Annotated in this window: 24 protein-coding genes; 10 read left to right on the top strand and 14 right to left on the bottom strand. The window is 41.9% G+C overall.

Annotated features, from left to right (window positions below):
- Window positions 1-97 precede the first annotated feature (97 nt).
- Both NSS76_RS04295 and NSS76_RS04290 read left to right on the top strand, forming a co-directional pair.
- On the top strand, window positions 98-247 hold the full coding sequence (locus NSS76_RS04295; RefSeq protein ID WP_003217849.1) for a small, acid-soluble spore protein K: 150 nt from the start codon (window positions 98-100) through the stop codon (window positions 245-247).
- Window positions 248-272: 25 nt separating this feature from the next.
- Window positions 273-446, top strand: a complete 174-nt coding sequence (locus NSS76_RS04290; protein ID WP_008360604.1) for a YpzG family protein — start codon at window positions 273-275, stop codon at window positions 444-446.
- Between the two features lie 23 nt (window positions 447-469).
- Here the strand turns inward: NSS76_RS04290 and NSS76_RS04285 are convergent, their stop codons facing one another.
- Both NSS76_RS04285 and recX read right to left on the bottom strand, forming a co-directional pair.
- A complete protein-coding gene (locus tag NSS76_RS04285) occupies window positions 470-784 on the bottom strand; it encodes a YfhH family protein (protein WP_041087336.1) in 315 nt (104 codons plus the stop codon).
- Between the two features lie 3 nt (window positions 785-787).
- Complete coding sequence (recX, locus tag NSS76_RS04280; protein ID WP_133744899.1) at window positions 788-1,579, bottom strand: recombination regulator RecX; 792 nt, start codon at window positions 1,577-1,579, stop codon at window positions 788-790.
- Between the two features lie 94 nt (window positions 1,580-1,673).
- Between recX and NSS76_RS04275 the strand changes: the two genes are divergently transcribed.
- From NSS76_RS04275 to NSS76_RS04265, 3 genes are all read left to right on the top strand, one after another.
- Entirely contained in the window at window positions 1,674-2,570 is an 897-nt protein-coding gene (locus tag NSS76_RS04275; RefSeq protein ID WP_122632157.1) for a TIGR01777 family oxidoreductase, read from the top strand.
- Between the two features lie 52 nt (window positions 2,571-2,622).
- On the top strand, window positions 2,623-2,733 hold the full coding sequence (locus NSS76_RS04270; RefSeq protein WP_017358836.1) for a YfhE family protein: 111 nt from the start codon (window positions 2,623-2,625) through the stop codon (window positions 2,731-2,733).
- Between the two features lie 61 nt (window positions 2,734-2,794).
- The gene (locus NSS76_RS04265; protein WP_024425223.1) at window positions 2,795-2,950 is read left to right on the top strand and encodes a YfhD family protein; all 156 of its coding nucleotides are present in this window, start codon (window positions 2,795-2,797) and stop codon (window positions 2,948-2,950) included.
- A 38-nt stretch (window positions 2,951-2,988) separates the two neighbouring features.
- On the opposite strand, the gene NSS76_RS04260 is transcribed toward NSS76_RS04265, so the two are convergent.
- Window positions 2,989-3,576 (bottom strand): nitroreductase family protein, encoded by a 588-nt coding sequence (locus NSS76_RS04260; RefSeq protein WP_041087328.1) that lies wholly within the window; start codon window positions 3,574-3,576, stop codon window positions 2,989-2,991.
- A gap of 275 nt (window positions 3,577-3,851) precedes the next feature.
- Between NSS76_RS04260 and NSS76_RS04255 the strand changes: the two genes are divergently transcribed.
- Window positions 3,852-5,108 carry a transcriptional regulator gene (locus NSS76_RS04255; protein ID WP_024425225.1) on the top strand — a complete coding sequence of 419 codons (1,257 nt, stop codon included), beginning with the start codon at window positions 3,852-3,854 and terminating at the stop codon, window positions 5,106-5,108.
- A gap of 36 nt (window positions 5,109-5,144) precedes the next feature.
- On the opposite strand, the gene NSS76_RS04250 is transcribed toward NSS76_RS04255, so the two are convergent.
- From NSS76_RS04250 to mprF, 3 genes are all read right to left on the bottom strand, one after another.
- Complete coding sequence (locus tag NSS76_RS04250) at window positions 5,145-5,612, bottom strand: thiol-disulfide oxidoreductase DCC family protein (protein WP_024425226.1); 468 nt, start codon at window positions 5,610-5,612, stop codon at window positions 5,145-5,147.
- A 333-nt stretch (window positions 5,613-5,945) separates the two neighbouring features.
- Window positions 5,946-6,494: a thioredoxin family protein gene (locus NSS76_RS04245; RefSeq protein ID WP_125587472.1), complete on the bottom strand. Its 549-nt coding sequence runs from the start codon at window positions 6,492-6,494 to the stop codon at window positions 5,946-5,948.
- 92 nt (window positions 6,495-6,586) lie between these two features.
- Window positions 6,587-9,157 (bottom strand): bifunctional lysylphosphatidylglycerol flippase/synthetase MprF, encoded by a 2,571-nt coding sequence (gene mprF / locus NSS76_RS04240; protein WP_341080933.1) that lies wholly within the window; start codon window positions 9,155-9,157, stop codon window positions 6,587-6,589.
- Between the two features lie 168 nt (window positions 9,158-9,325).
- Between mprF and NSS76_RS04235 the strand changes: the two genes are divergently transcribed.
- Window positions 9,326-9,805: a MarR family transcriptional regulator gene (locus NSS76_RS04235; RefSeq protein ID WP_044334463.1), complete on the top strand. Its 480-nt coding sequence runs from the start codon at window positions 9,326-9,328 to the stop codon at window positions 9,803-9,805.
- Window positions 9,806-9,828: 23 nt separating this feature from the next.
- Here NSS76_RS04235 and NSS76_RS04230 read toward each other — a convergent pair whose 3' ends face one another.
- The 4 genes from NSS76_RS04230 to NSS76_RS04215 form a co-directional block, all read right to left on the bottom strand.
- Window positions 9,829-10,110, bottom strand: coding sequence for a hypothetical protein (locus NSS76_RS04230; RefSeq protein WP_073204386.1), 282 nt, complete (start codon window positions 10,108-10,110; stop codon window positions 9,829-9,831).
- A gap of 12 nt (window positions 10,111-10,122) precedes the next feature.
- The gene (locus NSS76_RS04225) at window positions 10,123-10,650 is read right to left on the bottom strand and encodes a YfiT family bacillithiol transferase (protein WP_268422585.1); all 528 of its coding nucleotides are present in this window, start codon (window positions 10,648-10,650) and stop codon (window positions 10,123-10,125) included.
- Window positions 10,647-11,672: a zinc-binding alcohol dehydrogenase family protein gene (locus NSS76_RS04220; protein WP_212052908.1), complete on the bottom strand. Its 1,026-nt coding sequence runs from the start codon at window positions 11,670-11,672 to the stop codon at window positions 10,647-10,649. Before NSS76_RS04220 ends, NSS76_RS04225 begins: the two co-directional genes overlap by 4 nt.
- Before the next feature lie 90 nt (window positions 11,673-11,762).
- On the bottom strand, window positions 11,763-12,266 hold the full coding sequence (locus tag NSS76_RS04215) for a hypothetical protein (RefSeq protein ID WP_283859958.1): 504 nt from the start codon (window positions 12,264-12,266) through the stop codon (window positions 11,763-11,765).
- Between the two features lie 136 nt (window positions 12,267-12,402).
- Here NSS76_RS04215 and NSS76_RS04210 point away from each other — a divergent pair, with 136 nt between their 5' ends.
- Complete coding sequence (locus tag NSS76_RS04210; protein WP_103132717.1) at window positions 12,403-12,729, top strand: YnfA family protein; 327 nt, start codon at window positions 12,403-12,405, stop codon at window positions 12,727-12,729.
- Between the two features lie 61 nt (window positions 12,730-12,790).
- Here the strand turns inward: NSS76_RS04210 and NSS76_RS04205 are convergent, their stop codons facing one another.
- From NSS76_RS04205 to NSS76_RS04190, 4 genes are all read right to left on the bottom strand, one after another.
- The gene (locus NSS76_RS04205; protein ID WP_073204376.1) at window positions 12,791-13,831 is read right to left on the bottom strand and encodes an NAD(P)/FAD-dependent oxidoreductase; all 1,041 of its coding nucleotides are present in this window, start codon (window positions 13,829-13,831) and stop codon (window positions 12,791-12,793) included.
- 152 nt (window positions 13,832-13,983) lie between these two features.
- The gene (locus NSS76_RS04200) at window positions 13,984-14,613 is read right to left on the bottom strand and encodes a rhamnogalacturonan acetylesterase (RefSeq protein WP_341080919.1); all 630 of its coding nucleotides are present in this window, start codon (window positions 14,611-14,613) and stop codon (window positions 13,984-13,986) included.
- Window positions 14,614-14,759: 146 nt separating this feature from the next.
- A complete protein-coding gene (locus NSS76_RS04195; RefSeq protein ID WP_073204371.1) occupies window positions 14,760-15,224 on the bottom strand; it encodes a DUF6884 domain-containing protein in 465 nt (154 codons plus the stop codon).
- Window positions 15,225-15,770: a VanZ family protein gene (locus tag NSS76_RS04190; RefSeq protein WP_073204367.1), complete on the bottom strand. Its 546-nt coding sequence runs from the start codon at window positions 15,768-15,770 to the stop codon at window positions 15,225-15,227. It lies immediately after the preceding gene.
- 176 nt (window positions 15,771-15,946) lie between these two features.
- Between NSS76_RS04190 and NSS76_RS04185 the strand changes: the two genes are divergently transcribed.
- Complete coding sequence (locus NSS76_RS04185) at window positions 15,947-16,525, top strand: TetR family transcriptional regulator (RefSeq protein ID WP_024425822.1); 579 nt, start codon at window positions 15,947-15,949, stop codon at window positions 16,523-16,525.
- A gap of 276 nt (window positions 16,526-16,801) precedes the next feature.
- Window positions 16,802-17,146 (top strand): DMT family transporter, encoded by a 345-nt coding sequence (locus NSS76_RS04180; RefSeq protein WP_024425239.1) that lies wholly within the window; start codon window positions 16,802-16,804, stop codon window positions 17,144-17,146.

Genomic DNA, 17,146 nt, shown 5'->3' with positions numbered 1-17,146 from the left:
AGCAGAATGTGCCTTTTTAAAAAAACTTCTTTTTTCATATACTACCCTTACGTCTTCAAAAGACGCAAATGATTTGTATTGTTTGGAGGGAATCGATATGCGTAATAAAGCAAAAGGCTTTCCAAATCAGGTAAATCACAAGTTTGAAGGCGAACCAGGCGCTACAGATGCTTATGCGTCTAAACGGCCGAATGGTGAAACGAACACACGTCCACAGGAACGTATGAGGGCATCAGGGAAACGCTAATTTTTCCAAAGGGAGTGCTTGAGATATGAGTTCAAATGGGAAATCGTATATGGCAGACTTTGTTCAATTAAGGACAACCGCTTACCCTCAACCATGGGCAAATGCAAAACATTCTGCCTCTCAGGTCAACGGAGAAACGCAGCAAACGCAGCACGACATCGTACTTCAGAACAACGTCCGTAAACAGCGTTCGAAGTAAAGAAAAGGACTGATCTTTTAGGATCAGTCCTTTTGCGTCAGCATTGAAATCGGCAGGGCATCTTCCTTATTTGGAGCCGATACTCTGTATCCCCATGCAAAAACGCCATTTAGATATTCCACATAAAACTCTTCTTCTGTGTCTTTAATTTGATAAGTTGTTTTCGTTTGAATCGAGGCTGGATCTAATAAATAGGCTTTCGCCATATCGATTTTCCGTTCTAAAACTGCGTATTCATTCACAATGCCAAGCTGCTCAGCCTTTCGTGCTTTTTCAGAAAGGGCGGCAATCTCCTGCTTCAATTCGTATTCTGTCATCTCACTATAGCGTTTTTCCATCTGTCATTCCCCTTTGTCTAAAACGTGATCAATTGTATCGAGATCAAAGCCTTTTCTGAATAAAAATTGCTTCACTTTCATCTTTTTTTCAAATGATCCGTCATATCCTACCTTGCGTTTTGCCTTCTCCAGCATATAAAGGAGGGCTTCTTCTTCCTTTTCGTCTTCTTGTCCATCATAGGCTTCTTGAAGGGCTTTATCAATGATCTCAAACGAAAATCCCTTTCGCTGCAGCTGCAGCTTGATGCGCTGCTCGATCTCTTTTGCAGAACGATTTTTTTCTTTTTTGACAAGCTTGAGAACCTGCTTTACAGCTTCCTCCAGCTGTAAGTCATCAGGGTATTGCGATAGCGCCTGTTCAATCGTGTCATCGTCTATCCCCTTGAGCTTCAATTCTTTTTTTAGGACGGACGGTCCTTTGCTGTTCGTTTTTCGGTGGGTGCTGACATAGGCTTCTGCAAATTCAAGATCATTTACATACTTATAATGCTTTAATTTGTGTATAATTTCACTAATAGCAGGTGCAGGGATTTCTTTTTTCGTTAAATAATCGGTGACTTCTTTCACTGATCTCATGCGGTAGGATAAATAATCAACGGCCTGCTGAAATCCTTTTTTCACTGAATCACCGAATTGAATCTCAATGATATCTGCTTCGTCCAGCTCTTTTCCTTTTTTCAAATCGTGCTGGACGAGCACATCTAAATCAACGCTAAAGGCGTACTTTTCATCAAGAAAGATGTTGACCCGCTCGGTATTGTTTTTCTGAGCAGAAATTTTTGTAATATAGGGCATCCTGTGATCACTCCTTTTCCAAAACAGTCAGGATGTTTCTTCTGATTCAAAATCGTGAAAGATATAGGTATGTATATGAGAGGAGAGATGTCAATTGAATATCGCCATTACCGGAGGAACCGGTTTTATCGGCCAGCATGTCACAAAAGTGCTCGCTGCTGAGGGACATCATCTATATATTTTAACAAGAAATCCAAAGGAATCCGAACAAAATCATTTACATTATGTGCAGTGGCTGACTGAAGGTGCTGCACCTGAGCATGAATTGCCTGCCATCGATGTATGGATTAACCTTGCTGGAAAATCCATTTTTACACGCTGGACAGACAAGGCAAAAGAAGGCATCCTCTCCAGCCGTCTCAAATCAACACAAGAGGTAAGACGCATTATAGAAGCGCAGGAATCAAAGCCATCTGTACTGATTCAAGCAAGTGCTGTCGGAATTTATGGCACTTCTCAAACAGGCGATTTTACGGAGGAGTCACCTCCTGCAGATACTGATTTCTTAAGTCATACATCAAAGCTTTGGGAGGCTGAGGCGCAAAAAATTGAAGCACTCGGCATTCGTACAGTCTACACCCGCTTTGGCGTCGTGTTAGGCGAAAAAGGCACACTGCCGCTGATGACACTTCCTTACAAGCTGTTTGCCGGCGGGACAATCGGCTCTGGCTCGCAATGGGTTTCATGGGTTCATGTTGAGGATGTGGCACATCTCATTGCTTATGCGATTCATAATGACGACCTCTCAGGCCCGCTCAATGTGACATCACCGAATCCTGTTCAAATGAAACAGCTTGGACAAACCATTGCTTCTGCCCTTCACCGCCCCCATTGGCTGAAGGTGCCATCTTTTGTGATCAAAACGGCCCTTGGTGAAATGTCATTACTTGTTTTAGAAGGTCAGCGTGCTCTGCCAAAAAAAGCACTGCTCTCTTCTTATGACTTTTTGCACCCTGAACTAAAAGAAGCGATTTTGCATTCTAAGGAATAAATGTTGTCAAAAACACCCATCCTATTAGAAATGATATGAGGGGGCGATTTTGATGAAGAAAAAAGAACACCAGCCAACTTCAAAGCTGAAGAAAACCCAGGAAGTCCTGTATCAGCAGGAATTCAAAAAAGCGGAAAGAGCAGCAGAAAAAAGAAACAAATAAGACGGATATTCCCCTCCAACAAGCACATAACTAAAGTGATCTTGTAAAGGAGGGAAAGGCTTTGAAAAAAGACCAACACAAAAAATCCAACCACGAGCTCGCGGCACAAGAGACGGATGGCGAATATGTTGAATTTTCCAAAGAACTTGCAGATCCGAATGACGTAAAAGCAATGGCACGTATGAAAGCAGCCGATCAGCGCGCCAAAAAACAATAAGTAAAAAAGCAGACCTTATTCAGCGGTCTGCTTTTCTTTTATTTGATTTCAGTAAGAAGACTTGATGCTTTCTGGCGTGATTTTTCCTCAGGCACCTCTTCTGGATAACCTATATGAAGGATCGCAGCAAACCGTTCGTTTTCCTTTAATCCCATGTCTTGTTGAAAGCCTTTATCGTATAAAATACGTCCGCTCTTCCATACCATACCGATCCCTTGATCCCACGCAAGCAGCTGGAGATTTTGAATGAGCGCGCTCACGGCGGCAAAATCATCATTTCTCACCACAGGGTTCTCGTCTTCTTTTAGTACGACAAGTAAAAGCGCTGGGACCTTAGAAAAGTAATCTCTATATTGATTGATCTTTTCTTCTTTTGCATCTGGGTTGTTGCGCTGAAAGAAAGCAATGAAGCGCTCTACAAAAGTCGCTTTCGCTTCATCAGTCACCGCATATAAAAAGCGCCACGGCTCCGTGATTTTATGGTTCGGCGCATAGACTGCATCCTCTAATAGCGGCTGAAGCTGTTCAATCGTCACCGGTGTGTCTTTGAATTTGCGAATCGATCGTCTATATCTGACAGCGTCTCGAACCGTTAACGCTTCTGTTTGTTGTTTCGTTTCTGGCATATATGTCATCCTCTCAATCAACCTTAATTGAAATTGATTCTCATTCACATTATAAACGTCATCGCGTGCAGTTGCAAATCAAGTATCACTCCTCCCCGTCTGCTAAATAGTTGTTTGACTTTTTCAAGTAATGTTACAATCATATTACGTTTTAAACAAATTTTGAGAAAAAAGCCAAGATGATGAAATGATTTTCAAGTATTCCCATTTTGTCTGATCTGGTTTTTTTGTCAAAAGGCTTTCAACCATGATTGGAAGGGAGGCTTCTGGATGGAATGAAAATCAATATTGGACAAATCATTAAACTCTACCGTTATAAACAAAATATGACCCAATCTGAATTGGCAGAAGGAATTTGTTCTGTCTCTCATTTAAGTAAAATTGAAAATGGCTCAAAGGAGGCCAATCAAGATACGATCAATTTGCTGCTTGAACGGCTTGGCATCAGCCAAGAAAAGCTGTCACAAAAGGCGCGTCATCTGCTATCACTTTTGGATGAGTTTCAAATGAATATGTATTTCTATGCTCTCGATCAGGCTGAACAAAATGCAGAAATGATCATTCAGCACGAGGAGCAGTTCTTTTCGCTCGATTTAGGCATTCAGTATCATTTGTCCTTATTTCAATTTTATTTATTAACGGATAAACAGCCGCTTGCCTTAAAAACACACCGCGTGCTCAAAAAATTCGAAAAAACCTTTATTGAAACGGAAAAAGAAATTTTTGAATATCTTGACGGCATTCATCAAATTAAAATTGGTCAGCTTGAAGATGGGCTCAAAAAGCTTGAAAGCTGCTTTTCCTACGCTTCAGTCGAACAAAGTGATTTGTATTATCACTATGCAAAAGCACTTGGAAACATGGGACAGCTGGGTGATGCGCTTGAAGCGACACATCAAGCGATGGATTTATATAGACAAAAGAACAATTTCAAGCGGATTATTCACTGTACACTCATTCACGGCGTGATCTCACTTGAACTAAAAGCCTATCAAACTGCGAAGAAATATATAAAGGAAGTGATTTTGCACACGTCCCTTCATCCTGATGCCTATATTAAAATGTCCGCTTATTTTTATTACGGGGTGCTCTTAAAACGTGAAGGTGATTTTTCTTCAGCTGTGCCTTATTTACTAGATTCACTCAATTATTTTAATCAAGAACAGATAGAAGATCGTTACTGTGAAACGCTATATGAAATTGCGACACTATACGCTGAATATGACCGCAAAAAAGCACTTCCCTACATACACGAGTTGTTAAAACAGCCTCGTATTCAGCCAAACTGTTTATATATGATCAAAATCTATAAATTGATGATTGAGGAAAACCCTCTTGATTTGAAAACCTATTTGGTCGAAGCAGCCCTTCCTTACTTTGAACACAATGAGCTGCACAGTGAATATTTATTTGCTCTTAGAACCTTACTTACCTACGCAGGTGCTGAGCTTGATGAGCAGGCCTATAAGTCCTATACAAAGAAATTGCTCGATCATTTAACAGTATATCTTCCCTATTACAAAAAAGCATGACCTTCTGCCGATCGAAGGTCATGCTTTTTCTATTTATTAAATGGTCTCTTGTTGATCTGTATCATGATGGTTCACCCGTTTGACAGAATGAATATACCGTCTTTTTGCAAAGAAATCGTACGCATGCTGTCCAAAGCCAAGCCAGATGCTGAGCACGATGAATGGGACCGTTCCCCATAAAGCAGGGATATGGCAGGCCATACGCAGCCAAGTATAAATCCCTGAATTCTTTTGATTTTTGGCTAGGGAAATAGACACAATTCGTTTTTCCGCCTTCTCTTCACTGATTTTATTCAGCCTGAGCAGCTGCGAGTGTCTAAAGGATTCAAAGTGAATCCGATTTTTCCAATCGAGTGATCTTAACACATCAATCGTTTTTGCACATGCAGGGCTTTGTCCGTCATAAAACACAAGCAGCCTCAGTGATTTAATGGAACGCTGTTCTCTTTTTTTCGATTCAGCGAGCTTCTTTTTTTCTTGATCGAGATAAATGATTTTTTTCATAAATTGATCGCCTGTCCTTTTCCGTCATTTTTTTAGTTCGTTCAAAGGAGATTACAACTAGATTACTATAGTTGCTGGGCCTCTTGTATTGGGAAAAAGCCAACCGTTGTGCGTTATATGAGCCTTTGGATAAGGGCAAAATCATTGATTTCATAGCATATATGAGGTTTTTCAACTAAAAGTGGTTGGGAAAATCGTGGTGCTTTGCGGTTTTCTGCGGTATTTGATAGAATTCTGCGGTTTTCTACATCTTTATGCGGTGGTTTTGTAGGTGAAACGCAAAAACAAGATAAAAAAAGACTACTTCCCATTGCGGCGAAGTAGTCTTTTGGTTTATATTTTTGCCAAAACTTCTACTATTTCTTTCTCAATATCTTTCCATAAGTAGCGGTCTGTCGTATAGTGATGTGCGGCTTCTTTCGCAAATACTTGAAAAGCTTCTTCATAATCAGGTGCATCTTTGTCTGGTTTTTTCTCGTCGACAAAGCGCTGCGCCTCTACTGAGCGAGGTCCCCATTTGCCCACTTCATTCCCGTCCTGATCAATGATGACGATAATCGGAATCGATCTTGCGGTCCCGTTCGTTAAATACTGATCCATCAGGTCTAGATGCTCATCCCGAATGAAATAGCGCGCATCAATGAGTGCTTCATTTGCAATACGCATGAAAATTGGAACATTGACCATCGCATCTCCGCACCAGTCCGCTGTGATGACAAGTGCTCTGAGCTTTTTCTTTTGCAGCTTTTGAAGCAGCTCTTTTTCTTTTTGATGAATTGCATACTGGTTGTACACCGTGAGCAGATTTTCCCGGTTTTTCTCCATGTTGTGTACATATGTACGTTCAGCTAATCCCTTTGTAAACCATTCATTTAATGTCATATGAACATCCCCCTTACCCTTCAACTTTACCACTTTTGCTATTCTTTTGTCTAAAAAAACCTTCACCTAGTGAAAGGTAAAGGTCTTTTGGTTTATGGACGGCGCTTTCGATTTGGGTCCAACCCGATCAGCTTGGTGACAAGTACCATTGTGACAGGCAGTGACGTATTCTTTTTATACGCTAAATATTTCCCGCGCCATTCAGGCTTATATTTCTGTTTAAATGACCGTAAACCGCTGAAGCTGTACATGTATCTGACATTGTTGAAAATAACACTCGCCAAACGCTCCGTGAGAAAGGACTGATGGAACGTCCCCACATTCGATAAAGGTGCCATTCCCATGTTAAACGATTTGTAGCCTCTTTCTTTCGCCCATTGAAACAGGTGGATAAACAGCGCATCCATCATCCCGTTCGGTGCATCATGCATATGACGCATTAAATCGATGGAAATCTCCCCTTCTTGATACATCGGCATCAATGATACAAAGGAAATGATCTGCCCTTGTTCATCCTTTAGAATCGCAATCGGTGCTTTTTGAAGATAGTCTTCTTGAAAATAACCGAGCGAAAATCCTTTTTCTTTTTTCTTTCCGAGCCAGCTGTCAGAGATCTGTTTTAAAGTTGAGATCAACTCATTTGAAAAGGGAGGTTCCAGCATTTCAAAGGTGTAGCCTTCTCGTTCAAATTTATTCGCCACAGCTCGTAAATTTGATTTTTTCTTACCTGACAGAGTAAACGTTTCTAAATCGACCATGGCTTCTTCCCCAAGCTTAAAGAAGTGAAAGCCTAAGTCATGATAAAGAGCCATCCCTTCTCGTTCTACTTGATAAAAAGCGACGCGGTAGCCGGCTTTTTCTGTCTCCTGTAAAAACTCTTCAAGTACAAGCGGATAAGACGCCTCACGTCCAGATGGATCTCCGAGCACAATGACGCAGCGGCCAATTCGTCCAAACTGAAGCATCGCTTCTCCATCACTTGAGAAAAATAGTTTTTTGTCGCCTAAAAAGCCAAGATGACTGAGGGCATTTCCGCCCTTTTCTTCTAAAAACGTTTTTAGTTTTTCCTCATCTGCTTTTTCTCCAATCGGAAATGCTTTCTTATTAAAAATCAATTTACTAATGAAGAAGAAAAGCGGGACACCGATGAGAGCAATCATGCTTGTCATCGTGATATGCCGTTCATTATGCACCAAGTAATCCTTACTCAAGAAATGCCCGATTTTTGTCCAAATAAAGTTACCAATGACATTATAATTAAACAGCACGAGTAAATAACCAGCGGCAGCCGTCACAAACTGATACAAGGAATAAGGTGCCTGCTGCTTTACAAATTGATTTCGAAGAGAGAAAAACACAGCCATGATGACTGGCAAAATAAAAATCAGACTGAGGTTAAACCCCTTTAACAAAGTAAACACAAAACCGCCTGCTAAAGAGATCATTGTCAGCACGTACGATCTTTTCGTTCTTTTATACACTTCAATGGACAAAATCATCAGAATGATTCCGAACATTAAAGAAAGACCATTAAATCCTGATAACAGAAAGCGCGGAATGCTGGTAATCACACCTAATCGATCGACTGGAAGCACAACAGATGCCATGATAAGCAAGCCGCTTCCAAAGGTTAAAATCGATAAAGATCCGTACAATAAACGGATTAATAAAGCACGGTGCAAAACAATTAAAACGTTCGTTGTTTCAATGGCAGGTGCCATTTTCGGATTGCCTTCAAGACGTCTAAGCGTCGTTCCCGTTAAATCGTAAGCAGCTAGACAAAGCCCTAAGATAAACGGGAAAATCGAGTACACGAAGCGGTACAAGACGAGCGCCGTCAGCACCATCTCTTTATCAAAACCAATGTATTGCATGCTCAGTAAAAAGATAAGGTCAAACGAACCAAATCCGCCCGGAACCATACTGATTAAACCGCCGATTGACGCAATCGCAAATACACCTAAGACTATTCGGACATCGATATTCATCCCCATAGAGACGACAGCCATGTACATGACAAGTCCAGCTGCCAGCCATTCTAAAAACGATGCCCCGATATAAGCGTAAATTGGATGCTTTAGTCCATTTTCACCGCTCTCGATCGAGCTTTTTCGAATGGATGCCATGACGATATAAATCGGTACAATACAGGCAAAGATAATGACAAATGCCCATAGCCACGGCTCCTGGCTGATAATACTTTCAACTGGAAGCACCCTGACCAAGATCAAATCACTGAAAATAGATAAGCCCAAAAGGACAGAGGAAGTCAAAAGGGCAATGCCTTTCAGCAATTTTTTCGTATCTGTTATGTACTCCTTATAGAGAAGCGTTCTAAGCCCTGCTCCTGATAGACCGCCAAATCCAAGAACACTGTTAAAGGAGTTCGCAATCCAGGAAATGCGTATCGTTTTCCAGCCGCTGATGGGCATATCAAGGCTTTTTCGTAAAATAAAATCATATAAGGACATCGATAAAACCGCGACAAGTCCAAGAAAGACAAGAATAAACAAGTCCATTCGGTTCAAGCTGTCAATAATATAAAACGTCTTTTTAATGGAAAGTCCGCTCAGCTCCTGCTTCGCGACAAAAATCAAGACAAGGATAATGACGATCGGAAAAAGCATTTTTAAGATCGTCATACCCGTTTTTTTGTTCCACATGTTTTTCCCAACTTTCTAGGTTGCTTCATTATTTCAACTGAACATTATTATACAACAAATACCACTTGATTCATGCAGTTTAACATTCAAAAGCTTGACGAACCTTTCAATTAGAAGTAAAAATCAGTAATATAAAGAAAAAGAGCCGCTTAAAGGAAGTGAACAAGCGTGGAATATAATATTCATGACACCACCGTATTAAAAGAAGAGATTCTATCTCCAGAAGAAAAAAAGACATGGATTCTTTATATGAAAGTGCTCACAGCTGCAGGTCTTGGAGATGTTTCTGAATGGATGAAGCTTGATATGAGTATGCCTCAAATGAAGGTGCTCATGCTGCTCAATAACCATGGCTCTCTCAAAGTATCCGAAATCGCTGAAAAAATGGGCGCTTCTTTGTCCAATATGACAGGTCTGCTTGACCGGTTAGAACAGTCTAACTTTGTCGTGCGAAAGCACTCTGAGCGTGACCGGAGAATCATTGTCGTCGAACTGACAGAGGAAGCGAAAAATATTTTCAGAAGTATTTATCAAAAAGGACACGAAAAAATCAAAAATTCCCTGCAGCGGCTCAATGACGAGGAAAAAGAAAAAGTCAATGAAGGCCTTGCTATCTTAGAAAAAGCACTGCGTCCTGAACGCGGCTAACAAAAGAAAAGGAAAAAAGACGGTCACTTGAGCTCCGTCTTTTTTGTTTCTTCTACTTGTCGATCTGGGGTGAAAAGCTTTTTACGAATCACTTCCCTGTCATCCCATAAAAGATAGGCTAAGCCAATGATGAGGAAAAAAATGCTGATCCACGTACCGCCAGGGAGCAGCTGTTCAAGTTCCTCAATCGTTCTTTCTGAGCCTAAGCTGTTACTATAGCGTATCTCAAAAAGAACATATTTCGCTATATAAAACAATGCCGCCATACAGATAAACATGGCACCGACAATTCTTCTTCCAGACATGCGTTTACTCCTTTAATTCCACTGATTTCTTTTGATTAATTCCGTAATATGAGCAAGGTGATGCTTTGAATGCCAGACGTACATTCCTGCTGCATCATATAAGGACACCGTTTGTTGATCGGCAGGGTGATAATACGAAGCGTTGAAGTCATCCTCTGACATTCCCCGCAGTAAAGTGACCCACCTGCGATGCAGACTGCTGATCAAAGGCAGAGATAAACTGATGGGCGCCTTGCTGTCAGGAAGTGAGGCAAATCCCTCCTGATCATATGGACGTATGTCCGGTGTATCTTCTGTGAGAGCAAGTTTGAATCGTAAGTATGCATTTAGATGGCTGTCTGCTACGTGGTGAATGAGCTGACGAACAGTCCATCCTCCCGGCCGATAAGGTGTATCAAGCTGAGCATCTGTAAGCGGTGCGGTCACCGCTTCATACTCTTCGGGGATTGCAGCCAGCTCATCAATCCATGCTTCAAGCTGTGCTTTCGTTTTTGTTTCAACCGGTTCATATAAGCCAATTGGATATTGTAATGACGTCATACGCTCTCTCCTCTCTCAAATCCTTCAAGCACAAATTTTCCAATCATCTTTCCTTGCTCAAGTGTTTGATGTGCCTGCTTCAAGTTAGCAGCATTGATCGGACTGAGAACCTTTGTTAAGGTATGCGTTATTTTTCCCTGCTCAAATAACTCACCCGCCTCTGTCAAAAGCTCATGCTGTTTGATCATGTCCGCTGTTTCATACATAGGGCGTGTGAACATGAATTCCCATACAAATGCCGCACTTTTATTTTTGAGTAATTGAATGTCTAGGTTGTGCTCGTTTTCGACAATGGTACAGATCGTGCCTTGCGGTTTGATGGCTTCTGCCATGCCTTTGAAATGTCCATCTGTATCATTTAAGCATAAAATAAAATCCACTTCGCCTATTCCTTTTTCTTCGAGCTGCGCTAAAAGCGGCTGATGATGATCAATGATATGATCGGCACCTAATGACAGACACCACTCTTTTGTTTCTGGTCTTGATGCGGTAGCGATCACAGTTGCCTTCGCTAATTTGGCTAGTTGAATGGCGATAGACCCAACACCGCCTGCACCACCAATGATTAGCAAGGTTGACCCTTCAGCATTCCGCTTCATATGCATCCGGTCAAATAAAGCCTCATAAGCCGTAATTGTTGTAAGGGGCATCGCGGCTGCTTCTGCAAAGGATAGATTGGCAGGCTTTTTCGCCACAATACGTTCATCCACAAGCTGATATTCACTATTCGACCCTTGACGCGTAATATCTCCCGCATAGTAGACGTGATCACCTGGCTGAAACAATGTACACGCTTCGCCCACTTCAACAACCGTACCGCTTGCATCATAGCCTAGAATTTTCAGTTTTTCTTCCTTCTGATCCTTCGGTGATCTCACCTTTGTATCAACTGGATTCACTGACACAGCCTCTATCTTCACGAGTACATCTCTGCCAGACGCCTTAGGCTTTTCAACCTCCTGATCCATCAGGCTTTGCTCATGCTCAATCGGCAAATACTCCAATAGTCCAACTGCTTTCACTCGCTCGCACTCCCTTTCTCTATTCTTTCTTTCCACATTTTATCATAATTTTCTGATGTTTATGGCTGGATCAACCGAGTGATGGCACATTTATAACCTTTTCAGGGCCTTTCGCTCCCTCGCCATGTCTGAAGGACGTGCTTTTTGCAAAGAAGGAACATAAATGAACCAGCTGTTGGATTTAAAAAATAGCTGAACGTAGTAAAACTGGACGTGCTGTAGAAAAACGATAATCAATAGAAAAAGAGTGAATGACAGTGTAGATAGATCCGCCCTTCCTTGTATCCATTCATTGATCAATAGAATGACAAAACTGAGGATGAGGATCTGTTCAACTCTTTGCACGAGCTGGCTAAAGACATGCCCGCGTTTTGATAAGTCACCAGACTGGTGCTTTCTAATCTTTCTCGATTTGTAGAGCCAAATGGTACTTTCTGTAAGGTTATGAATCATAAAAAGAGAGATGAGGGCCATCAATAAAGGTGACGGGGTATAAAGGACTTGTGCAACGAACGGAAACACTAAAAAATAACAGGCAATCAATGCGTGTCTGACTGATAAGAGAAATAGGTCTTTTTCTATGGATGTTTTCATGTGTTTCACCTCCATATGTACTACGTTTGAATTGCCAAAATGTTCCCCTTCGCTCCTCTCCATTCAATTGAGGTAGAACGCATTCTTTCCTCATGTCATAATAGGGTGTAAATTGGAGAAATTGGAGTGTCCGTATATGATGGTGACGATTGTTCTTTTTTTATTAGCAGGTTTAGCAGAAATTGGCGGCGGCTATTTGGTATGGCTTTGGCTGCGTGAAGCAAAACCTGTCAGCTTCGGGATCGCCGGCAGCCTCATCTTGGTTGTATATGGCATCATTCCAACCTTTCAGCAGTTCCCGACTTTCGGACGGGTTTATGCTGCCTATGGCGGTGTTTTTGTCATTCTTGCTGTGTTTTGGGGCTGGTGGGTCGATCGAAAAACACCTGATCTATATGACTGGATGGGTGCTTTGATCTGTTTGGCTGGAGTCAGTGTGATGTTATTTGCGCCTCGCAATTAATGGACCCATATAAAAAGTGCTGCCACATACGGGCAGCACTTTGCTATGTTATTTGAATGCTTCAACGAGCTCCAGCTGTTTGTAATTCTTTGTTTTTCTCTTTAAAGCGTTCATTATGAGAGGAAACGTATGCCACTTTTTCAGCTTCTGGTTCGATGTACAGCTTTGCGCTATTCAGTGCATTGACTCCATCAACAAACGTGCCGGCAATTAAGCGAACCTTGCTTTTATGTGTACACAAGTCGCCTACCGCATAGACGCCCGGTAAATTGGTTTCCATTTTTTCATTGACCTCGATCAGTCCCCATTCACCTTGCTTAAGGCCCCATTCTGATAGCACACTTAGATCGCCTTTCATTCCGTGATTGACAATCACAGCATCTGTTTCGATTCGTTCTTTTTCACCTGTCTCTATGTTTTGAATGGTGACCGCAGCAATTTTGTCGCCTTGACCATGCAGCTCTGTTAGTTCATGCGGGGTTAAAATTCGTTTGCAAGTTGCCTTCATGTTGGCGACGTTTTTCTCATGTCCGCCAAACATGTCACGGCGATGCACGACGGTGACACTTTCAGCAATCGGTGCAAGGGCATTGGCCCAGTCAACCGCTGAGTCGCCGCCTCCAGAAATCACAACCCGCTTCCCTGCAAATGTCTTGAGCTCCTGGACAGTGTAATAAAGGTTTGTCACTTCATAGCGGTCTGCATGCTCGATTTCAAGTTTCCGCTGAACTGGAATGCCATGACCCATCGCTAATATGAGGGTCTTTGTCAAATGACGATCACCATTTTCAGCCGTCAGTATGATGTGATTATGTTCATCTCGCTCAAATGACGTGATTTTTTGATTCAGTGCAATCTCTGGTTCAAATGTTTTCGCCTGTGTTTCCAGCTGCTGTATCAGCTGTTCTCCTCTTGTTGGCGGCAAACCGCCGACATCCCAAATGACCTTTTCAGGATAGAGAAGGATTTTTCCGCCAAGGCTTTCGTTGTACTCAAGTACCTTCGTCTTTAAGTCCCGCATCCCACTATAAAAGGCGGTGTACATGCCTGCTGGCCCGCCGCCAATAATGGTGACGTCAAACAATTCAAGCTGCTCTGTCATTTGAGTCCCTCCAGTTTTCCATCGAATGATCTATTTATCAGTGATATTGATTCTCATTATCATATGTATCTATTGTAGTCTACTCTAGTGAGGGGAATCAATAGCTTTCTGCAAAAAAGAACAGGACGAGCGCTCACTCGTCCTGTCATCCATCATACAATGGTTAAACCAAGGTCTTTTAATTCAAGAGAAACAAGTCTTGCAATCGCATCTGCGCCTTCTTTTGTAAAGTGCGTGCGATCCTCAATTCCTGTTGACAGCATAAAATAAGAGGTCGTTTTCTCTATGCCGGAAATTTGATAAAACTGAAGGCTTGCGGTATTTAAATCGACGAGAAGAACTTCTTCTTCATCGGCTAATTCTTTCATAGCGGCACAGTAATCAGGAAAATCATTGATAAATTCTCCGTCTTTTTCATGAAAACGGCCGACTGGCGTTAATAAAAGTGGTGTTGCCCCTTTTGCTCTTGCTCCATGAATATATTGAGACAGGTAGTTTTTATACGTTGTGAAAGGATCTGTATGTCGCTCAGGCTTTTCCTTGGAAGCATCATTGTGCCCCATTTGCGTGAAAAGCCAGTCTCCTGGCTGAATGTCAGCCAATATGTCATCAAGGCGTCCTTCTTCAATGAATGTTTTGGAGCTTCTTCCACCACTGGCACGATTGTCGACGTTCACCCCTTGCGCTGTATAGCGGTGTAAAAACTCTCCCCATCCTCCTTGAACAGGACGATCTAGATAAGATGAAACGGTCGAATCACCAGCTAAATAGATGGTTGTCATGTTCATACGCCTCCTTTTTCATTGAGCCACTTCACCCGAGCGATACGGGCATCCTAGTGGCTGCTGAAAAGATATGAAACAATCAGCTATTTCAATTATTCTCTTTTTAAAGATCAAAACCCTGCTTACCGGTAGATGTGAATGTGTTAAATATGCGGCGGAAGTTCTACTTTTGATTCCACTGCTTGATGTAACGCCTGAAGCATGTAGCCAATTCCTTTATATGGAGCAAGCGGATAATTTGCTTTTTGATGAGGCTGTAATAAAGGATCGATCACTTTTCGATATTTCTTTCCGCCTAGTACCACCAGTTCATCATATGCGAAAAGATTTTTTTGATGAAATTGCTGGCTCAGTTCTTCTCGTGTGATCTGCTTAGCATGCGGTGTACCAAAAGCCACATCATAATTTTCATGTATGATATCATCTGCCTTTAAGAACCCGTGCTTTGCTGATAAGATCATCCAGTCTGAAAAGAACGTTTGAGCATAGCTTTTCGTACGCTGATGCAGGGGACTTAAATAGACATGGTTCGCTGGCTGGCTCCCTGCTTCTGGATCGACATCCCAAATTTTCTTCGCGCCACATGGAATAATACAAACTCGCTTCACTCAGGTTTTCTCCTTCCTTTTTCGATAAATCTGATACACGATACAGCCTAGCGCTGTGCCAAGTGTATTTAAGAGAATATCATCAATATCGCTGCTTCTTGTAATAATACCAGATTGCGAGAACATCCATTGGAGCAATTCGATCATGGTTGACAGGAGAAAGCCCCCAAGAACCGCCTTTTGCCAGCGCAAGGTTCGAAAGGTTTGATATAGAAAAAAACCGAGTGGAACAAATAACAATATGTTCCCTGCTAAATTTAGAAAGACAAGATTGGGATAGCCATGATGGTACGCGTGAAGATTTTGATAAATGGACTGCAAAGGAATGAGATTAACACTCACCTGATCCCTAGAGGCGGAAAAACGATTTGGAAAGACCGTCAAATATAGTAAAACATTCGTATAAATAAACAGACTGGCAAGGACCAATTCTGTCCGCAAATAGATAAAACGATTGTGCTTTTTTGCCTGTCTGTATCTCATATGTAAATAGAGCGGGACGAGCAGGAGAAAATAAGCAATGGAAAACATAGCACTGAAAGTCATACAGAGAGCTGCCCCTTTCTCATATGATGATGCTTGACCATATTTACAGCTTATTCAGGCTTGCCCGCATCTATTCATCACTTATTCTCACATTCAATGAAGAGAAAACCATATTGACAAATCGTCATTTTCTCGCTAAACTGAATGACATTCAGTCATTTAAGGTCGGTGATGATATGTCGAAACGAGAAAAGATTATGCTTGCTGCGATTGACGCGTTTAAAGAAAAAGGCATCGAAAAGACGACCATTTCGGATATTGTGAAAGCAGCAGGAGTAGCGCAAGGAACGTTTTATTTATATTTTCCTTCAAAGCTTTCCGTCATGCCTGCGATCGCAGAACATCTTATCGCACAGATGGTGCCTGCGATCGAAAAGGAATTAACTCAGCATGCAGATGTCCTCGATCAAGCAGATGCACTTGTTGAATTCATTTTTGCTTTTACAAGGCAATACCGAGATGTCCTTGCCCTCACCTACTCAGGCTTAGCCGCCACCGAGCATTTAAAGGAATGGGAAGATATTTATGAGCCGATTTACAAATGGGTCGCTGCTTTTCTAGAAAAAGCAAAGCAGGACAAACGAGTCCGTGCGAATTTGAACTGTCAATATGCAGCCAAATTCATTATCGGTTTACTCGAATCGTCTGCTGAGCAAATGTACTTGTTTACGGAAACAGATACAGAAGAGGTTCTGATTCAAAAGCGAGAGGTGAAGCAATTTCTTCTTTACGCACTTGGCATAGAGACACCTTAACTTAGTACAGCACTCGCTGTACGCAGCGTGTAGACAAACCCTCGCATTCGTTGTCAGGTCTGCGCTCCAGTGCTCACGAATGTTTCAATTCGCTCCGCTCCGGTGCTCGTCCTTCCTAGACTGCAAAGGTTTTCTATCACGCTGAAAAGAAGACAAAGGGCTAAAATCAAGTTCATTTTAGCCCTTTGTCGACAATCTGAGTACAGCACTTGCTGTACGCTCTTTTTTGGGTTCAAAATGACGAATCGTCATTTTTAAGTTTTAGGAGGAAATACGATGAAAAAAAGCTGGATGTATGTTGCACTCACTTGTTTATTCGAATTACTTTGGGTGTTTGGTTTAAATAGAGCAGATGCTCTGTGGGAATGGGCGATCATTATCTGCCTGATCCCAGTTGATTTTTACTTTTTAATGAAAGCCTGCGAAAAGCTGCCGACAGGAACCGTGTACGCCGTGTTTGCCGGAGTTGGAACGATTGGTACGTCTTTGATGGATTATGCACTGTTCGGCGGTTCGTTTTCATTAGAAAAACTCTTATTTATGGGCATTTTGATTCTCGGGATTATTGGACTGAAAGTGTCTGATGGAGATGCACATGAGCAGAAAGGAGAAGCGGTATAA

The organism is Bacillus sp. FSL R5-0654 (assembly GCF_038008745.1).
GTDB classification, from domain to species: Bacteria; Bacillota; Bacilli; order Bacillales; family Bacillaceae; genus Bacillus; species Bacillus safensis.
The sequence above is the reverse complement of the archived record's forward strand: the minus strand, read 5'-3'. Positions and strand labels throughout refer to the sequence as shown.

What these genes read in the sequence shown, in the direction of transcription:
- NSS76_RS04270 (WP_017358836.1), top strand. Translation starts at nt 2,623, where the DNA reads ATGAAGAAAAAAGAACACCAGCCAACTTCAAAGCTGAAGAAAACCCAG.
- NSS76_RS04225 (WP_268422585.1), bottom strand. Translation starts at nt 10,650, where the DNA reads ATGACGTCATTACAATATCCAATTGGCTTATATGAACCGGTTGAAACA.
- NSS76_RS04260 (WP_041087328.1), bottom strand. Translation starts at nt 3,576, where the DNA reads ATGCCAGAAACGAAACAACAAACAGAAGCGTTAACGGTTCGAGACGCT.
- NSS76_RS04205 (WP_073204376.1), bottom strand. Translation starts at nt 13,831, where the DNA reads ATGACAGAGCAGCTTGAATTGTTTGACGTCACCATTATTGGCGGCGGG.
- NSS76_RS04215 (WP_283859958.1), bottom strand. Translation starts at nt 12,266, where the DNA reads ATGAAAACATCCATAGAAAAAGACCTATTTCTCTTATCAGTCAGACAC.
- NSS76_RS04185 (WP_024425822.1), top strand. Translation starts at nt 15,947, where the DNA reads ATGTCGAAACGAGAAAAGATTATGCTTGCTGCGATTGACGCGTTTAAA.
- NSS76_RS04200 (WP_341080919.1), bottom strand. Translation starts at nt 14,613, where the DNA reads ATGACAACCATCTATTTAGCTGGTGATTCGACCGTTTCATCTTATCTA.
- recX (WP_133744899.1), bottom strand. Translation starts at nt 1,579, where the DNA reads ATGCCCTATATTACAAAAATTTCTGCTCAGAAAAACAATACCGAGCGG.
- NSS76_RS04295 (WP_003217849.1), top strand. Translation starts at nt 98, where the DNA reads ATGCGTAATAAAGCAAAAGGCTTTCCAAATCAGGTAAATCACAAGTTT.
- NSS76_RS04250 (WP_024425226.1), bottom strand. Translation starts at nt 5,612, where the DNA reads ATGAAAAAAATCATTTATCTCGATCAAGAAAAAAAGAAGCTCGCTGAA.
- NSS76_RS04245 (WP_125587472.1), bottom strand. Translation starts at nt 6,494, where the DNA reads ATGACATTAAATGAATGGTTTACAAAGGGATTAGCTGAACGTACATAT.
- NSS76_RS04190 (WP_073204367.1), bottom strand. Translation starts at nt 15,770, where the DNA reads ATGACTTTCAGTGCTATGTTTTCCATTGCTTATTTTCTCCTGCTCGTC.
- NSS76_RS04210 (WP_103132717.1), top strand. Translation starts at nt 12,403, where the DNA reads ATGATGGTGACGATTGTTCTTTTTTTATTAGCAGGTTTAGCAGAAATT.
- NSS76_RS04255 (WP_024425225.1), top strand. Translation starts at nt 3,852, where the DNA reads ATGAAAATCAATATTGGACAAATCATTAAACTCTACCGTTATAAACAA.
- NSS76_RS04180 (WP_024425239.1), top strand. Translation starts at nt 16,802, where the DNA reads ATGAAAAAAAGCTGGATGTATGTTGCACTCACTTGTTTATTCGAATTA.
- mprF (WP_341080933.1), bottom strand. Translation starts at nt 9,157, where the DNA reads ATGTGGAACAAAAAAACGGGTATGACGATCTTAAAAATGCTTTTTCCG.
- NSS76_RS04230 (WP_073204386.1), bottom strand. Translation starts at nt 10,110, where the DNA reads ATGTCTGGAAGAAGAATTGTCGGTGCCATGTTTATCTGTATGGCGGCA.
- NSS76_RS04285 (WP_041087336.1), bottom strand. Translation starts at nt 784, where the DNA reads ATGGAAAAACGCTATAGTGAGATGACAGAATACGAATTGAAGCAGGAG.
- NSS76_RS04290 (WP_008360604.1), top strand. Translation starts at nt 273, where the DNA reads ATGAGTTCAAATGGGAAATCGTATATGGCAGACTTTGTTCAATTAAGG.